Source organism: Micromonospora xinjiangensis (genome assembly GCF_056150165.1).
In genome coordinates, this window is the sequence record NZ_JAXCFO010000001.1 from 1280758 (window position 1) to 1296286 (window position 15529).

Annotated in this window: 16 protein-coding genes; 5 read left to right on the forward strand and 11 right to left on the reverse strand. The window is 73.5% G+C overall.

The window, feature by feature from the left end; genetic code table 11:
• The first annotated feature begins 108 nt into the window (after positions 1–108).
• Both SM573_RS06090 and SM573_RS06095 read left to right on the forward strand, forming a co-directional pair.
• A complete protein-coding gene (locus SM573_RS06090; protein WP_474611638.1) occupies positions 109–1743 on the forward strand; it encodes a glycoside hydrolase family 13 protein in 1635 nt (544 codons plus the stop codon).
• A 286-nt stretch (positions 1744–2029) separates the two neighbouring features.
• A complete protein-coding gene (locus tag SM573_RS06095; protein WP_474611637.1) occupies positions 2030–2398 on the forward strand; it encodes a VOC family protein in 369 nt (122 codons plus the stop codon).
• Positions 2399–2528: 130 nt separating this feature from the next.
• Here the strand turns inward: SM573_RS06095 and SM573_RS06100 are convergent, their stop codons facing one another.
• From SM573_RS06100 to SM573_RS06125, 6 genes are all read right to left on the reverse strand, one after another.
• The gene (locus SM573_RS06100) at positions 2529–2972 is read right to left on the reverse strand and encodes a hypothetical protein (RefSeq protein WP_474611636.1); all 444 of its coding nucleotides are present in this window, start codon (positions 2970–2972) and stop codon (positions 2529–2531) included.
• Positions 2973–3067: 95 nt separating this feature from the next.
• Complete coding sequence (locus SM573_RS06105; RefSeq protein WP_474611635.1) at positions 3068–3457, reverse strand: GntR family transcriptional regulator; 390 nt, start codon at positions 3455–3457, stop codon at positions 3068–3070.
• Positions 3454–4377, reverse strand: coding sequence for a YihY/virulence factor BrkB family protein (locus SM573_RS06110; protein ID WP_474611634.1), 924 nt, complete (start codon positions 4375–4377; stop codon positions 3454–3456). The genes SM573_RS06105 and SM573_RS06110 overlap by 4 nt, the downstream gene beginning before the upstream one ends.
• 69 nt (positions 4378–4446) lie before the next feature.
• On the reverse strand, positions 4447–5010 hold the full coding sequence (locus SM573_RS06115) for a 2'-5' RNA ligase family protein (protein ID WP_474612046.1): 564 nt from the start codon (positions 5008–5010) through the stop codon (positions 4447–4449).
• 43 nt (positions 5011–5053) lie between these two features.
• Entirely contained in the window at positions 5054–6079 is a 1026-nt protein-coding gene (trpS, locus tag SM573_RS06120; protein ID WP_474611633.1) for a tryptophan--tRNA ligase, read from the reverse strand.
• Positions 6080–6112: 33 nt separating this feature from the next.
• Positions 6113–7138 carry a hemolysin family protein gene (locus SM573_RS06125; RefSeq protein WP_474611632.1) on the reverse strand — a complete coding sequence of 342 codons (1026 nt, stop codon included), beginning with the start codon at positions 7136–7138 and terminating at the stop codon, positions 6113–6115.
• A 239-nt stretch (positions 7139–7377) separates the two neighbouring features.
• On the opposite strand from SM573_RS06125, the gene galE reads away from it, so the two are divergent.
• The 3 genes from galE (at position 7378) to SM573_RS06140 (ending at position 10781) form a co-directional block, all read left to right on the forward strand.
• Positions 7378–8361 (forward strand): UDP-glucose 4-epimerase GalE, encoded by a 984-nt coding sequence (gene galE / locus SM573_RS06130; protein ID WP_474611631.1) that lies wholly within the window; start codon positions 7378–7380, stop codon positions 8359–8361.
• On the forward strand, positions 8358–9515 hold the full coding sequence (gene galK, locus SM573_RS06135) for a galactokinase (RefSeq protein WP_474611630.1): 1158 nt from the start codon (positions 8358–8360) through the stop codon (positions 9513–9515). The genes galE and galK overlap by 4 nt, the downstream gene beginning before the upstream one ends.
• 69 nt (positions 9516–9584) lie before the next feature.
• Positions 9585–10781 carry a tetratricopeptide repeat protein gene (locus tag SM573_RS06140; RefSeq protein ID WP_474611629.1) on the forward strand — a complete coding sequence of 399 codons (1197 nt, stop codon included), beginning with the start codon at positions 9585–9587 and terminating at the stop codon, positions 10779–10781.
• Between the two features lie 42 nt (positions 10782–10823).
• On the opposite strand, the gene cysN is transcribed toward SM573_RS06140, so the two are convergent.
• From cysN to SM573_RS06165, 5 genes are all read right to left on the reverse strand, one after another.
• On the reverse strand, positions 10824–12137 hold the full coding sequence (cysN, locus tag SM573_RS06145; protein WP_474611628.1) for a sulfate adenylyltransferase subunit CysN: 1314 nt from the start codon (positions 12135–12137) through the stop codon (positions 10824–10826).
• Entirely contained in the window at positions 12137–13045 is a 909-nt protein-coding gene (gene cysD / locus SM573_RS06150) for a sulfate adenylyltransferase subunit CysD (RefSeq protein WP_474611627.1), read from the reverse strand. The genes cysN and cysD overlap by 1 nt, the downstream gene beginning before the upstream one ends.
• Positions 13046–13119: 74 nt before the next feature.
• Positions 13120–13950, reverse strand: coding sequence for an inositol monophosphatase family protein (locus SM573_RS06155; protein WP_474611626.1), 831 nt, complete (start codon positions 13948–13950; stop codon positions 13120–13122).
• Positions 13951–14074: 124 nt separating this feature from the next.
• Positions 14075–14665 (reverse strand): aminoacyl-tRNA hydrolase, encoded by a 591-nt coding sequence (gene pth / locus SM573_RS06160; RefSeq protein ID WP_474611625.1) that lies wholly within the window; start codon positions 14663–14665, stop codon positions 14075–14077.
• A 99-nt stretch (positions 14666–14764) separates the two neighbouring features.
• Entirely contained in the window at positions 14765–15463 is a 699-nt protein-coding gene (locus SM573_RS06165) for a 50S ribosomal protein L25/general stress protein Ctc (RefSeq protein WP_474611624.1), read from the reverse strand.
• Positions 15464–15529 lie beyond the last annotated feature (66 nt).

Consider the following 15529-nt stretch of genomic DNA (forward strand, 5'->3'; position numbering starts at 1 on the left):
GCAAGAAATGCTTGACGCTTTCAGCTTCCGGCCGGCATTCTGCTCAGACGCCCGTGCCGTCCGCGTGCCGGGCGCCGCCGTACCGCGCCTGAGAACGGGGACCGTCCCATGACCGCCAACCGCCCCACCCCGCTGACCGACGACCCCGACTGGTGGCGCTCCGCAGTCGTCTACCAGGTCTACGTCCGCAGCTTCGCCGACGCGAACGGTGACGGCGTCGGTGACCTGGCCGGCATCCGGCGGCGCCTGCCGTACCTGCGTGACCTCGGCGTCGACGCGCTCTGGCTGACCCCCTTCTACACCTCGCCGATGATCGACGGCGGGTACGACGTGGCCGACTACCGCGACGTCGACCCCATCTTCGGCACGCTCGCCGACTTCGACGCGATGATCGACACCGCGCACACCCTGGGGCTGCGGATCATCGTCGACCTGGTGCCCAACCACACCTCCAGCGCGCACCCCTGGTTCGTCGCGGCACTCGCCGCCTGGCCCGGCTCGCCGGAGCGCGCCCGCTACCTCTTCGCCGACGGCCGGGGCGAGCAGGGCGAACTGCCGCCCAACGACTGGGAGAGCATCTTCGGCGGCCCCGCCTGGACGCGGGTGCCCGACGGCCAGTGGTACCTGCACCTGTTCGACCCGGCCCAGCCGGACCTGAACTGGCGGCACCCCGAGGTCCGCGCCGAGTTCGAGGAGATCCTCCGCTTCTGGCTGGACCGTGGGGTCGACGGCTTCCGGATCGACGTGGCCCACGGAATGATCAAGGCCGAGGGGCTGCCGGACGTCGGCTTCAGCACGATGACCACCGGCCGGCGACAGGTCGAGCTGCTCGGCAAGGGGCGGCTCCCCTACTTCGACCAGGACGAGATCCACGAGATCTACCGGGCCTGGCGACCCATCCTGGACAGCTACCCGGGCGGACGCATGGCGGTCGCCGAGGCGTGGGCCGAGACCCCGCAGCGGCTCGCCCGCTACATCGGCCCGGACGAGCTGCACCAGGCGTTCAACTTCGACTTCCTCGACGCCACCTGGTCGGCCGAATCCTTCCGCAAGGTGATCGACACCGCCCTGGCCGAGGCGGCCATCGTCGGCGCGCCGACCACCTGGGTGCTGTCGAACCACGACAAGCAGCGGCACGTCACGCGCTACGGCGACGGGCCGGAGGGCCTGCGGCGGGCCCGCGCCGCCGCCCTGCTCATGCTCGCCCTGCCCGGGTGCGCGTACGTCTACCAGGGCGAGGAGCTGGGCCTGCCGGAGGTGCTCGACCTGCCCGACGAGCTACGCCAGGACCCGGCGTTCCGGCGCACCGGCGAGAGCCGGGACGGGTGCCGGGTGCCGATCCCGTGGAGCGGCGAGCTGCCCCCGTACGGCTTCGGGCCGGACGGGTGCGAGCTGAGCTGGCTGCCGGCCCCGGCGACCTGGGCCGCGCTCTCGGTCGCCGCCCAGACCGGCGTGCCCGGCTCGACCCTGGAGCTGTACCGCGCCGCGCTGCGGGTCCGGCGCGCGCACCCGGCGCTGGCCGCCGCCGACGGCGGGATCACCTGGCTGGAGACCGCGCCCGGCGTGCTGGCCTTCTCCCGGACCGGAGGCGACGCCGTGCTGACCTGCGTGGTCAATATCAGCGACGCACCGGCGCTGATCAGCGGATACGGCGACCCTGTCGTCACCAGCGAGCCGCTCACCGCCCGGAACGGCGGTCACCTGCTCCCGGTCGACGCCGCCGCCTGGTTCGAACGCCGCTGAGCGGGTAAGCCGTCAGCGACCTGGTCGTCCGTCGTGCTCCGCGCCGGCGGGCGGCTGGGCACCGACCCCTTGTGGTGGGGGGTGAGGTGGCACCGGCGCCTCGCGGGGTTCCGCTCCGCGGGGCGCCGGCGTCCGTCCGCGCCGCCCGCCCGACCCGTGGCCGGCGCCCGTCCCGGGTCCGGCGAAGACCGGTTCGCCGACCTCGTCGCGCCACAGTGGCCGGTCCCGTGTGTCGGCGCCGTCCCGCCCGGGTACCGCAAGGGGGACCGGGATCGGAGGTGGCGTGATGGTGGCACGGGTGACCCAGTACACGCTCGACGTCGAGGACATCGACCTCATGGTGGCCTTCTGGTCCGCCGCGCTCGGCTACACCGTGGCGAAGGGCGACGACGGCAGCGCGAAGCTCTGGCCGCCGCGAGGTGAGAGCGGGCCGACCATGTGGCTCCAGGGCTCCGGCACCGCCAAGCACGGCAAGAACCGGCTGCACCTCGACCTGGTCAGCGACGGGGACGCGGAGGCGGAGGTACGACGCCTCGTCGGCCTGGGCGCGCGGACGGCGGACGTCGGCCAGACCGGTGACGAGCAGTTCGTGGTGCTCGTCGACCCCGAGGGCAACGAGTTCTGCGTGCTGGACCAGGCACCGGTCCGACCCTGACCGGGCCGCCTCGCGCCCCGGTCGGCGGACACGCGCGTTCACCCGCACGCGCCGGCCCGCCGCCGGCGGCTCGGCACCTGCTGCGGATGCGTGGCGGCGCGGTCGACCGGGAGGCGCGAGCGGTCTCCGCTCAGGCTCCCTTGGCGGTGAGGATCTCCGCGATGCGGCGGAACCCGGCCCGCAGCTCGGCCTCGGTCGGCGGGGCGACCGGCTCCCCGCGCCCGGCCTCGTCCGCCGCCGCGTCCAACTCCTCGTCGATGGTGTCCTCGAAGTCGCCGTAGAGGTCGGCCTGGTCGGCCTGCGCCGCCTCGTCGGCCGCGGCGATCTGCGCGGCCGCGATCTCACTGCGGATCTCCTCGGCGGAGAGGGCCGGCAGCAGCGGCTCCACGACGGCCATCAGCTGCTCCTCGGCGACCACCGCCTCGGCCAGGGCGAGCGCGTGTGGGCGCTCGTACGGGCCGCAAACCACCGGCTCCCACTCGTCGTCGTCACCGAGCGGGCCGAACGTGATGATCCACGGCAGGCCGAGCATCGGCGAGTCGCTCGGCAGGTCCAACGTCACGAGTGCGCCCACCGGCTCATCATGGTCCGTTACCCCGAACCTCCGTGGAGGATTCGCCCGATCCTCCTCCCGTCCGGCAGGGGTCGCGGACGTGCTCGCCCGGCGCCTCAGCCGGGCCGGGACGCGTCGAGGGCCGAACGCACAAGCGCGAGCGCCGCGCCCGGCGGCACACCGAGCCGGCGGGCCACGGAGGCGTACTCCGCGGCGGCCCGCTGCAACCGGTCCATCGCGTCGTCGCGCCCCGGCGCCACGAACGTGCCGTTGCGACCCCGCGTCTCGAGCAGCCCGGCGCCCTCCAGTTCGCGGTACGCCCGGGCAACCGTGTTCGGCGCGAGGTGGAGGTCGGCGGCGAGCTGCCGCACGGTCGGCAGCCGGGTGCCGACGGGCAGCCGGCCGTCCCCGATCATCTCGGCCAGCTGCCCCCGTACCTGCTCGTACGGCGGCACGGACGAGTTCAGGTCCACCGAGATCAACATGTCCGGCTCCTGGCTGGTCATCCGGCACCTCCCGGTACGCCGGGCTCGGTCTCCTCGTCGAGGTCCGCCGGGGCCGGCCCCTCCGCCAGGTCGACCACGCGGCCCCGTCTGCTGGTCGCGGCGAGGGCCGCGCCGAACAGCAGCAACTGGTTGAGCAGGTAGAGGTAGAGCAGCAACCCGACCGCGCCGGCCACCACGGTGTACGCCGGGTTCCGCTCGGTGCGCACGACGTAGTACCGGCCGACCGTGTTGAGCAGCGTGATGCCGACCGCCATCAGCCACACCACCGGGCGCAGCCGCGACCGGCTCATCCGCAGCCGGGGCACCGCGACCAGCAGCAGCGTGGCGAGGACCGCGTTGACCACCACGCTGAGCACCGCGCTGAGCGTCGTGAGACCGAGCGACCCGGTGCTGCGCAGCAGCCAGCGCAGCACCGACTCGAGCGCGTCGACAGCGGCCACCGACAGGCCGAGCAGCACGAAGACGACGACCATCACGCCGATGTCCACGAGCCGGCGGATGACGAAGTTGCCGGGCTGCTGGTTGAACCCGTAGATCAGCCGCTGGGACGACCGGATGGCCTCGATCCACCCGATGCCCGTGAAGGCCAGGATGACGAGGCCGATGACGCCGACGGTGCCGCTGCTGTTGTTGATCTGTTCCGGGTCGAGGAACGGGAGGTTGTCCCGGAGGAAGTCGGCCGCGGCGGCGCTGACCTCGTCGTTGTCGTCCAGGATCGCGCCGAAGATCGCGTACGCGACCAGCGCGAGCGCGAAGACGGCGAAGAAGCCGTAGTAGGCCATCGCGGCGGCCAGCCGGCCGCCGATCACCCGGCCGTACAGCTCACCCGCACGCCAGACGTGGTCGAAGACCGGTGACCGGCCGCGGGCGGCCTCCACCCGGCGACCGATCGCCGCCTCGACCCGGCCGATCACGTTCACGCCGTCATCCTCGCCGATGTCGTCGCGTTGCGGGAGCAACCCTCCCGGGCGAGCCCGCGGCCCGGGCGGTCAGGCGCCCAGCCGGAAGTCCCGGCGTGGCTGCCACCGGGCCTGCCCGCTGTGCGAGAAGAGAGTGAACGCCTCCACCTCGAACATGGCCGAGAAGTCGGCCAGGTCCTCGTACGCCTTGTCGAGCGCCTCCGGCGCGACGTCCTGCGCGACCGTGACGTGCGGGTGGTAGGGGAACCGTGCCTCCCGGCGCAGCTCCGGCGCGGCGCCGATGGCGGCGGCGAGCAGCTCGCACTCGCTGATGCCGGCCGCGACCGCCACGAACACCACCTGCGTGACCGGGCGGAAGGTGCCGGTGCCCCGCAGGTGCAGCGTGAACGGCAGGTGCGCGGCGGCGACCCCGGCGAGGTGTCGCTCCACGGCGGGCAGCGCGGCCACCGGGATCTCGGTCGGCCCGAGCAGTGTCACGTGCGCGGGGATGTCCGCCGCCTGTGGGTCACCCGCCTCGGCCCGTCGCCGGGTGAGCTGGGCGCCCCACGGCTCCGGGATGTCCACGGCGACGCCGATCTGGATGAGGTCGCCCTCCCTCGGCGCCTCGTCCCTGCGCTCCACGCTCTGCGCCACCTCTCCGGCCACCGGCCCGTCCCACCGCCTCGCGTCGCGTCGACTACTCGCCGCGCACGGGCGGGAAGAAGCCGATCCGCTCGTACGTGGTGGCCAGCGTCGGTGCGGCCACCGCGCGGGCCTTCTCGGCGCCGGTCGCGAGCAGCTTGTCCAGCTGGGCCGGGTCGTCCAGGTAGCCGCGGGTGCGCTCCTGGATCGGGCGGACGAACTCAGCCACCACCTCGGCCAGGTCCTTCTTGAGGTCGCCGTAGCCCTTGCCGGCGTACGCGGCGACCAGGTCGTCGATGTCGCGACCGGCGAGCGCCGAGTAGATCGTGAGCAGGTTGGACACGCCCGGCTTGCCCTCGGCGTCGAAGACGATCTCCCGGCCGGTGTCGGTGACCGCCGAGCGGATCTTCTTGGCCGTGCGCGCCGGATCTTCCAGCAGGTCGATGATGCCGGCCGGTGAGGACGACGACTTCGACATCTTCGCGGTCGGTTCCTGCAGGTCGGTGATCTTCGCGGTGTCCTTCACGATGTGCGGCGCGGGCACCGTGAAGGTCTTGCCGAACAGCGAGTTGAACCGCTGCGCCAGGTCGCGGGAGAGCTCCAGGTGCTGCCGCTGGTCCTCGCCGACCGGCACCGCGTCGGCCTGGTAGAGCAGGATGTCGGCGGCCTGGAGGATCGGGTAGGTGAAGAGGCCGACGCTGGAGCGGTCGCTGCCCTGCTTCTGCGACTTGTCCTTGAACTGGGTCATCCGGCTGGCCTCGCCGAACCCGGTGATGCAGCCGAGCACCCAGGCCAGCTGCGGGTGCTCGGGCACCTGCGACTGGACGAAGAGGGTGCTGCGCTCCGGGTCGAGGCCCAGGCCGAAGAGCTGCGCCGCGGCGATCCGGGACCGCTGCCGGAGCACCTTCGGGTCGTGCCCGGCGGTGATCGCGTGCAGGTCGACCACGCAGTAGAACGCCTCGTGCGTGTCCTGCAACGCCACCCAGTGCCGCAACGCGCCCAGGTAGTTGCCGAGGTGGAACGAGTCGGCCGTCGGCTGGATGCCGGAGAAGACGCGGGGTCGGGCGGGAACGTCGGGCATGGCGTCAATTCTGTCAGCACGCCCGAGCGGCCGTCATGACGGCCCGGCGGGTCGGCCGCCGCGTGCCGGCGCCGGCGTCGCGACCTCCCGCCGCTGCTCCGGCAGGCGTACGGCGGAGACCGCGAGCCGGGCCACCCGCCGGCCCTCCAGCGCCAGCACCCGCAGCAGCCAGCCGCCGGGCTGCTCGCCCGGTCCACCGGCGCCGGTGTCGGCCGGTCCGGGCGGCACCGGCACCTCGTCGCCGGCGACCGGCAGCCGTCCCAGCGCCGCCATCACGTACCCGCCGACCGTCTCGTACGGACCCGCGGGGAGCGGGATCCCGGTCCGCTCGGCGAAGTCGGCGAGGTTGAGCCGACCGTCGACGACGGCGGGCAGTCCGGCGTACACCGGGTCGGGCGCGTCGTCGTACTCGTCGTGGATCTCGCCGACCAGCTCCTCGATCAGGTCTTCCAGGGTGACGATCCCCGCGGTGCCGCCGTACTCGTCGACGATGACCGCGAGGTGCTGCCCCTCCCGGCGCATCTCGGTCAGCGCGGCGAGCACCCGTTTGCTGCCGGGCAGCCGCTTCACCTCCCGGGTCAGCTCGCCGACGGTGACGCACGGGTCGACGTCCGGGCGCAGCAGCACGTCGCGCAGGTGGACGAAGCCGACCACGTCGTCGTGGGTGCCGTCGGTGACCGGGTAGCGGGTGTGCGTCTCCTGGCGGACCAGCCGTGCCGCCTCGACGATGGTGAGCGCGGCGGGGAGGAAGACGACCTCGGTGCGGGGCATCATCACCTCGCGCACCAGCCGCGCGCCGGCCACCAGCACCTCGTCGATGATCCGGCGCTCGTCCGCGTCGAGCAGGGTGTTCGCCGCCACCAGGTCACGCAGCTCGGCCTCGCTGATGCGTTCCCGGCCGGCCGCGGGGCTCGCCCCGAGCAGGCCGGTGACGCGCCGGGTCGCCGCGTCGGCGGCCCGCACCACCATCCGGGCCACGGCGCGGGCGACGGGCCCCGGTTCCCGGCCGGGGCGTCGCCGCGCGCGTCGCCGGTGCTCGGGACCGCCCGCTTCCCGCATGTCAGAGATGGTAGACAGCGGCGGCCTTCCCGCACCGGCCTTCGGCCACCGGCGACCGCGCGTCGCCCGGCCCCCGGCGCCGGGTCCGCGACCCCGCCACCGTGTTCAACTCTGTTGAATCGTGAGAGTTTATGATGGAATCAGTTTTCCCGGCGGGCGGAGCAGGGCCGCCGCGCCCGCCCGTAGGGTGAGCACCGATACCGGCCGCGCGCCGAGCCGGCCAGGCAGGAGGCTACGAGGTGAAACTTCTCGTCACCGGGGGCGCCGGTTACATCGGCAGCGTGGTGACCCGGATGCTGCTCGACGCCGGCCACGAGGTGGTCGTCCTCGACGACCTGCGCACCGGGCACCGGGTGGCGCTCGCCCCCGAGGCCACCCACGTCGACCTACCGGTGCACGAGGCGGCCAAGGTGGTCACCCGGGAGGCGGGCTTCGACGGGGTGCTGCACTTCGCCGCCCTCATCGCCGCCGGCGAGTCGATGGTGAAGCCGGAGCTCTACTGGCACACCAACACCATCGGGTCGATCGCGCTGATCGACGCGGTCCGCGCCGCGGGGGTACCCCGCATGGTCTTCTCCTCCACCGCCGCGGTCTACGGCAACCCCACCGAGCTGCCGATCCCGGAGACGGCCGTGACCGCGCCGACCAACACGTACGGGGCGACGAAGCTCGCCGTTGACATGGCGCTCACGTCCGAGGCGATCGGGCACGGCCTCGCCGCCGTCTCGCTGCGCTACTTCAACGTGGCCGGCGCCCACCTCACCGGCGACCTCGCCCTCGGCGAGCGGCACGACCCGGAGACCCACCTCATCCCCATCGCGCTGGAGGTCGCCGCCGGCCGGCGGGAGAAGCTCCAGCTCTTCGGCGACGACTACCCCACCGTCGACGGCACCTGCGTACGCGACTACATCCACGTGGCCGACCTCGCCCGCGCCCACCTGCTCGCGCTGGACGCCGCCACCCCCGGCCAGCACCGGATCTACAACCTGGGCAACGGCAACGGCTTCACCAACCGGCAGGTGGTCGACGTGGTCCGCGAGGTCACCGGGCACCCGCTGCCCGTGGAGGTCGCGCCGCGTCGCGAAGGCGACCCCGCCGAGCTGGTCGCCAGCTCCCACCTGGCCCGCGAGGAACTGGGCTGGGTGCCGCGCAAGCCGACGCTGCACGACATGGTCGGTGACGCCTGGGCCTTCTACCGCACGCACATCCTGGAGCAGGCATGAGCCGGATCGCCGACCGGGCCGCCGACGGCTTCCGCCAGCAGTTCGGCGAGGCGCCCGCCGGCCGCTGGGCGGCGCCGGGGCGGGTCAACCTCATCGGTGAGCACACCGACTACAACGACGGCTTCGTCCTCCCCTTCGCGCTGCCCCTGCGCACGGTGGCCGCCGCCGACCGGCAGGACGGCGCACGCTGGACGGTCTGGTCGGAGCTGTCCGGCGAGACGATCAGCTTCGGCGCCCACGAGGTCGACGAACCGGGCGGAGTCACCGGCTGGGGCGCGTACGTCGCCGGGGTGGTCTGGGCACTGCGCGAGGCCGGCCACGACGTGCCGGGCGCCCGCCTGGCCATCGCCTCCGACGTACCGCTCGGCGCGGGGCTGTCCTCCTCGGCCGCCCTGGAGGCGGCGGTGCTGACCGCCCTCGTCGACCTGGGCGGCCTCGACCTGCCCGCCGAGCGGCAGCCCCGGCTCGCCCAGCGCGCCGAGAACCGCTACGTGGGCGCGCCCACCGGGATCATGGACCAGTCCGCGGCCATCCGCTGCCGTGCCGGGCACGCACTCTTCCTCGACTGCCGCACCGAGGCCGTCGAGCACATCCCGTTCGACCTCCAGGCCGCCGGGCTCGCCGTCCTGGTGATCGACAGCCACGCCCCGCACCGCCACGCCGACGGCGAGTACGCCGCCCGCCGCCGCTCCTGCGAGGCCGGGGCCGCCCAGCTCGGCGTGGCGGCGCTGCGCGACATCGACGTGGCTCAGCTCGACGCCGCGCTCGCCCGCCTCGACGACCCGGAGACCCGCCGCCGGGTCCGCCACGTCGTCACCGAGGACCAGCGGGTGCTGGACACCGTGGCGCTGCTGCGCGCCGGCCGCGCCCGCGAGATCGGGCCGCTGCTCACCGCGTCCCACGTCTCGATGCGCGACGACTTCGAGATCACCGTGCCGGAGATCGACACCGCCGTCGAGGCGGCGCTCTCGGCCGGCGCGCTCGGCGCCCGCATGACCGGTGGCGGCTTCGGCGGCTGCGTGCTCGCCCTGGTCGAGGCGGACGCCGCCGACAAGGTGGCCGACGCCGTCACCGCCGCGTACGCCGAGCAGGGCTTCCAGGCCCCGGGGCACGTCACCGTGCTTCCCGCCGCCGGCGCCGCCCGCCTGGACTGAGCGCCCGCGCGGCCGGCCGGTCGATCCCGGCCGGCCGCCCCGGTGCGTCCGGAAGCGACGGTCGGTAATGTGTCGCCCCGACCGGGGCAGGCCACCGCGATCTCGGACCTGTCCGGCGTCCGCGACATCACCGGGGGAGGCGACGTGACGGACACCGGCCCGGACGTCCAGCAGCGGGCGGCGGCGCTCATGCAGGTGGGGCGCTACCCCGAGGCGATCGCCGTGCTGCACGGCCTGCTCGCCGAGCGGCCCGAGCATGTCGGGGCGCTGCACCAACTGGCCCGCTGCCACCGCGCGCTCGGCCGGCTCGCCGACGCCATGCGCCTGATCGACCAGGCACTCGGTGTCGCCTCGGCCCAGGAGCACCTGCTCACCGAGAAGGCCCGCATCCTGCTCGCCGCCGGTGAGCCGCGGTTCGCGGCCGCCGCGGCGCACGCCGCGCTGGAGCGGGCGCCGCGCCTCTGGGAGGCGCACGCCCTGCTGGCCGAGGCCCTGCTCACGACCGGCGGGCCCACCCGGGTCGTGGTCGCCCGCCGGTACGCCGACACCGCGCTCGAACTCGCCCCGCAGGTCCCCGACGTGCACCTGCTCGACGCCCGGCTGCACACCCGCACCGGCCGGCTCCGGGCCGCCCGGGAGGCCTGCCGGCGGGCGTTGCACCTCGACCCGACGTACGAGCCGGCGCTGCGTCAGCTCGCCCTGCTCGACGCCGGGCAGGACCGCACCCGGCGGGCCGCCCGCGGGTTCACCGACGCGCTCGCCGCCGACCCCCAGCAGGCGCGGGCCGCCATCGGGCACGCGGCCGTCGCCGCCGCCCTGATCTGGCGGGTGTTCGACGTGGTGGCGCTCGCCGCCGTGGCGCACTGGACGCTGTTCGCGCTGCTCGCCGAGCCGGCCCGCCCCGTACGGCTCGCCGCCGCGCTGCTCCCCCTCGCGGCCGTCGCCGGGTGGGCGGCGCTCGTGTGGCGCGGACAACCGGAGGCGGTGCGCTGGCAGCTACGCCGGCAGCTGCGCTCGACGAGCGTCGGGGTCTGCGCGCTGGCCACCCTGGCCGCGACCGGCGCGCTGGTGCTCAACGGCCTCGCGCCGGCCACGGAGAGCCCGGCCGGAGCGCTCAGCGCCCTGCTGCTGGCGCCGGCCGGCGCGGTGCTCGCCGTCCGCCTGTGGCGGCAGCTCTCCCGCCGGGCGAACCCGGCGATCCGCTGGCTCGGGTACCGGCTCTGGGGCCGCCTGGCCGCGCGCGCCACCGTCACCCCGAAGGGGTGAGCGGGAGGTCCGCCGACGGCCTCCCGAGCCGCGCCGGACCCGTCAGCCGGCCTCGACGATCATGCCGGCGCCCACCGTACGGTTGGTCGTCTCGTCGATGATGATGAACCCGCCCGTGGTGCGGTTGCGGCGGTACTCGTCGGCCAGCAGCGGGACCGTCGTGCGCAGCCGCACCCGGCCGATCTCGTTGAGCCGCAGCTCGGCCGCCGAGTCGTCGCGGTGCAGCGAGTTGATGTCGAGCCGGTAGTGCAGCCCCCGGACGATCGCCCGGGCCGACCGGGTCGTGTGCTTGATCGCGTACTTGCCGCCGACCTGGAGCGGTCGGGTCTCGTCCATCCAGCAGACCATCGCCTCGATGTCCTGCGCCACCGCCGGGGCGTTGTTCGGCCGGCAGATCATGTCGCCCCGCGAGATGTCGATCTCGTCGGTCAGCCGCACGGTCACCGACATCGGCGGGAACGCCTCGGCGACCGGCCCGTCGGCGGTCTCCACCGAGGCGATCCGGCTGGTGAAGCCGGACGGCAGCACCATCACCTCGTCGCCCGGCTTCAGCACCCCGGAGGCGACCTGCCCCGCGTAGCCCCGGTAGTCGGTGACGGTCGTCGACTGCGGACGGATCACGTACTGCACCGGGAAACGGACGTCGACCAGGTTGCGGTCGCTGGCGATGTGCACCCGCTCCAGGTGGTGCAGCAGCGCTGGCCCCTCGTACCAGGGCATGTTCTCCGACCGGGTGACGATGTTGTCGCCCTTCAGCGCGGAGACCGGCACCACCGTCAGGTCCGGCACGTCGAGCTTCGCGGCGAACGCCGTGAACTCGTCGGCGATCCGCTCGAAGACCTCCTGCGAGAAGTCGACCAGGTCCATCTTGTTGACGCACAGCACCAGGTGCGGCACCCGCAGCAGGGAGCAGAGGAACGCGTGCCGGCGGGACTGCTCCACCAGGCCCTTGCGCGCGTCGACGAGGATCAGCGCCAGGTCCGCCGTGGACGCCCCGGTGACCATGTTCCGGGTGTACTGGATGTGCCCCGGGGTGTCGGCGATGATGAACTTCCGCCGCGGTGTGGCGAAGTACCGGTAGGCCACGTCGATCGTGATGCCCTGCTCCCGCTCCGCCCGCAGGCCGTCGGTGAGCAGCGCCAGGTTCGTGTACTCGTCGCCGCGCGCCGCGCTGACCGCCTCCACGGCGGCCAACTGGTCGGTGAAGAGCGACTTCGTGTCGTAGAGCAGCCGGCCGATCAGCGTCGACTTGCCGTCGTCCACACTGCCCGCGGTGGCGAAGCGCAGCAGGTCCATGCGCCGCGCCCCGGCGGACGCCGCGTCCGCGCCGGCCGGCGCGGCGATCTCCACGGTCATCAGAAGTAACCCTCCCGCTTGCGGTCCTCCATGGCGGCCTCGCTGACCCGGTCGTCACCGCGGGTCGCGCCCCGCTCGGTGATCCGGGTCGCCGCGACCTCCTCGATGACCTTCTCCACCGTGTCGGCGTCCGAACGCACCGCGGCCGTGCAGGACGCGTCGCCCACCGTCCGGTACCGCACCCGCGCCTTGAACTGCTCCTCACCCGCCCGGGGCCGGATGAACTCGTTGACCGCGTAGAGCATGCCGTCGCGCTCGACCACCTCACGCTCGTGCGCGTAGTAGATCGACGGCAGCTCGATCCGCTCCCGGGCGATGTAGTGCCAGACGTCCAACTCGGTCCAGTTCGACAGCGGGAACACCCGGATCGACTCGCCCGGGTGGTGCCGGCCGTTGTAGAGCGCCCACAGCTCGGGGCGCTGGTTCTTCGGGTCCCACTGGCCGAACTCGTCGCGGAAGCTGAACACCCGCTCCTTCGCCCGGGCCTTCTCCTCGTCCCGGCGGGCGCCACCGAAGAGGGCGTCGAAGCGGTGCCGCTCCACCGCCTCCAGCAGCACCGGGGTCTGGATCCGGTTGCGCGTGCCGTCGGGCGACTCGCGCACCAGGCCGCGCGCCAGCGCGTCCGGCACGCTCGCCACCACCAGGTGCAGGCCCAGCTCCGCCACCCGACGGTCGCGGTAGTCCAGGACCTCCGGGAAGTTGTGCCCCGTGTCGACGTGCATCACGGGGAACGGCACGTTCGCCGGCGCGAACGCCTTCTGCGCCAGCCGCAGCATCACGATCGAGTCCTTGCCGCCGGAGAAGAGCAGCACCGGCCGCTCCATCTCGGCGACCACCTCGCGCATCACGAAGACGCTCTCGGCCTCCAAGGCGTCGAGGTGCGAGACCTGGTAGGCGGGGGCGGTCATGACCCGGGCTCGATTCGCTCGCTCATCCGATTTCCAGACCTTTCAGGTCGGGCATGTCAAGAAGTGCGCTCAGGCTACCCGGAATGCCTCTGCAGCGCCGCAAGCAACCGGGGGGCGAGATCCTTGCGACAGACCAGCAGGTCAGGCAGGCGCGGATCCGCCTCGTTGTATTTCAGCGCAGAACCATCGATCCGGGAAGCGTGGAGTCCGGTGGCCGTCGCCACAGCCACCGGCGCCGCCGAGTCCCACTCGTACTGACCACCGGCGTGGATGTACGCGTCGACCTCACCGGTCACCACCGCGGCGATCTTCGCCCCGGCCGACCCCATCGGCACCAGGTGCGCCCCCACGTCCTCGGCGAGGTCGGTCAGGAACACCGGCGGCCGGCTCCGGCTCGCCGCCAACCGGATCACCCGGCCGCCGGCGGTCGCCGCCTCCAGCGTCATCGGCGGGTAGGCCGGCGGATAGTCCGTGGCCAGCACCCGGTGCTGCGCGGGCAGCCCGACCGCCGCGGCGACCAGCCCGTGCGGGGTCGGCGCGGTGCGCGACCAGAGCGCCACGTGCACCGCCCAGTCCGACCGGCCGTCCTCGGCGAACTCCCGGGTGCCGTCCAGCGGGTCCACGATCCAGACCCGGTCCGCGGTCAACCGCGACACCGTCCCGGCGTTCACCTCCGCCGCCCAGGCCAGGCGCGACCCCTCGTCCTCCTCGGAGAGCACCCCGTCACCCGGACGCCACTTCGCCAGCTCCGTACGGATCAGGTCGTGCGAGATTTTGTCCCCGGCCGACTTCAACGCCCCCGGGTCGGCGAACCCCATCTCCGTCCGCAACCCCAGCAGCGCCTGGCCCGCCCGCGCCGCCAGCCACCGGGCGAACGCACCGTCGATCATCGGAGGACTGCCCATGGTCCCGCTCCCGTCGCCTCGCCACGGCCCGGATCGTCCCCCGCGACCCGCGCCACCGGTCGCCCACATCGAAAGGCGCAGACTACCGGCCCGCGCCGGTGGAGACGCGTACGCCCCGCCCGGCTCAGCCGCCGTGGTAGAGGTTCTGCGTGGGCTCGACGCCCCGGGTGATGACCGACTCCACCACGTCAGCCGCCCGGTCGACCAGGAAATCCAGCTCCTTGCGCTCGACCGAGCCGAAATCCGACAGTACGTAGTCGGCCGGGTCCTGCCGCCCCGGCGGGCGACCGATGCCGAACCGCACCCGCACGTAGTCCTTCGTGCCGAGCGACTTCGTCATCGAACGCAGCCCGTTGTGGCCGCCCTCGCCGCCACCGCACTTCACCCGCAGCTGCCCGTAGCCGATGTCCAGCTCGTCGTGCACCGCGACGACCTGCCCCGGCACCACCTTGTAGAACTGGGCCAGCGCGGCCACCGGCCCACCGGACAGGTTCATATAGGTCAGCGGCTTCACCAGCACCAGCCGCGGGCCGCCGAAGCCCAACCGCCCCTCGGCCACCTCCGCCACCGCCCGCCGGTGCCGCCCGAACCTCGCACCCACCCGCTGCGCGAGCAGGTCCGCCACCATGAAACCGACGTTGTGCCGGTTACCGGCGTACTCCCTGCCCGGGTTGCCCAGGCCGACCACCAGCCACGGCCCCGCCTCGTCCGTCACCACTCGCCCTTCCCGCAGTCCCCGTCACCCGGACCCTGATACGCCGACAGGCGCCCCCGACGGCTCGGGGACGCCTGTCGCACGGCATGCGGCCGAAAATCAGGCCTGGGTGCGCGCCTCGGCGTTCTCCTCGCCCTCGGCGGCCGGAGCGGCCTCCGCACCCTCGGAACCCTCGGTGACCTCGCCGACCTCGGCCTCGGCCTCCTCGGTGGCCTCCTCGACCTCGGGCAGGGTGGCCTCGAGCTGCTCGGCCGTCGGCGCCGCGGTCACCGTGGCGACCGGCAGCTCCGGGTCGGCGGCCAGCTCGACGCCGCTCGGCAGCTTCACGTCGGCGGCGGTCACCTGGACGCCCGGCTCGGCACCCTCGATCGAGGCCTCCAGGTGGTCCGGCACGCGGGTCGCGTCGGCGGTCACCGAGAGGGTGTCGTGGTCGTGCACGATCAGGGTGTTGTTCGCGGCCTCGCCGGTCAGCTCGACCGGAACCTCGACCGTGACCTTCTCGCCACGGCGGACCAGCAGCAGGTCGACGTGCTCGAAGGTGTCCTTGATCGGGTCACGCTGGATCGCCTTCGGCAGCGCCAGCACCTGGGTGCCGTCGCTCACCTCGATGGCGAAGAGCTGGTTCGCGCCACCCTTGCGGATCGCGGCCGCGAACTCGCGGGCCGGCAGCGCGATGTGCTTCGGCTTCTCGCCGTGGCCGTACAGCACGGCGGGCACCTTGCCGGCCCGGCGGGTACGACGGGCACCACCCTTGCCGAACTCGGTGCGGGGCTCGGCGCTGATCTTTACCTCGGACACGGGGAAACTCCTGATGCTTCGCTACGGCGGCTTGTCGTCTGGCGGTGCTGGGGGCGAGGGGCTCGC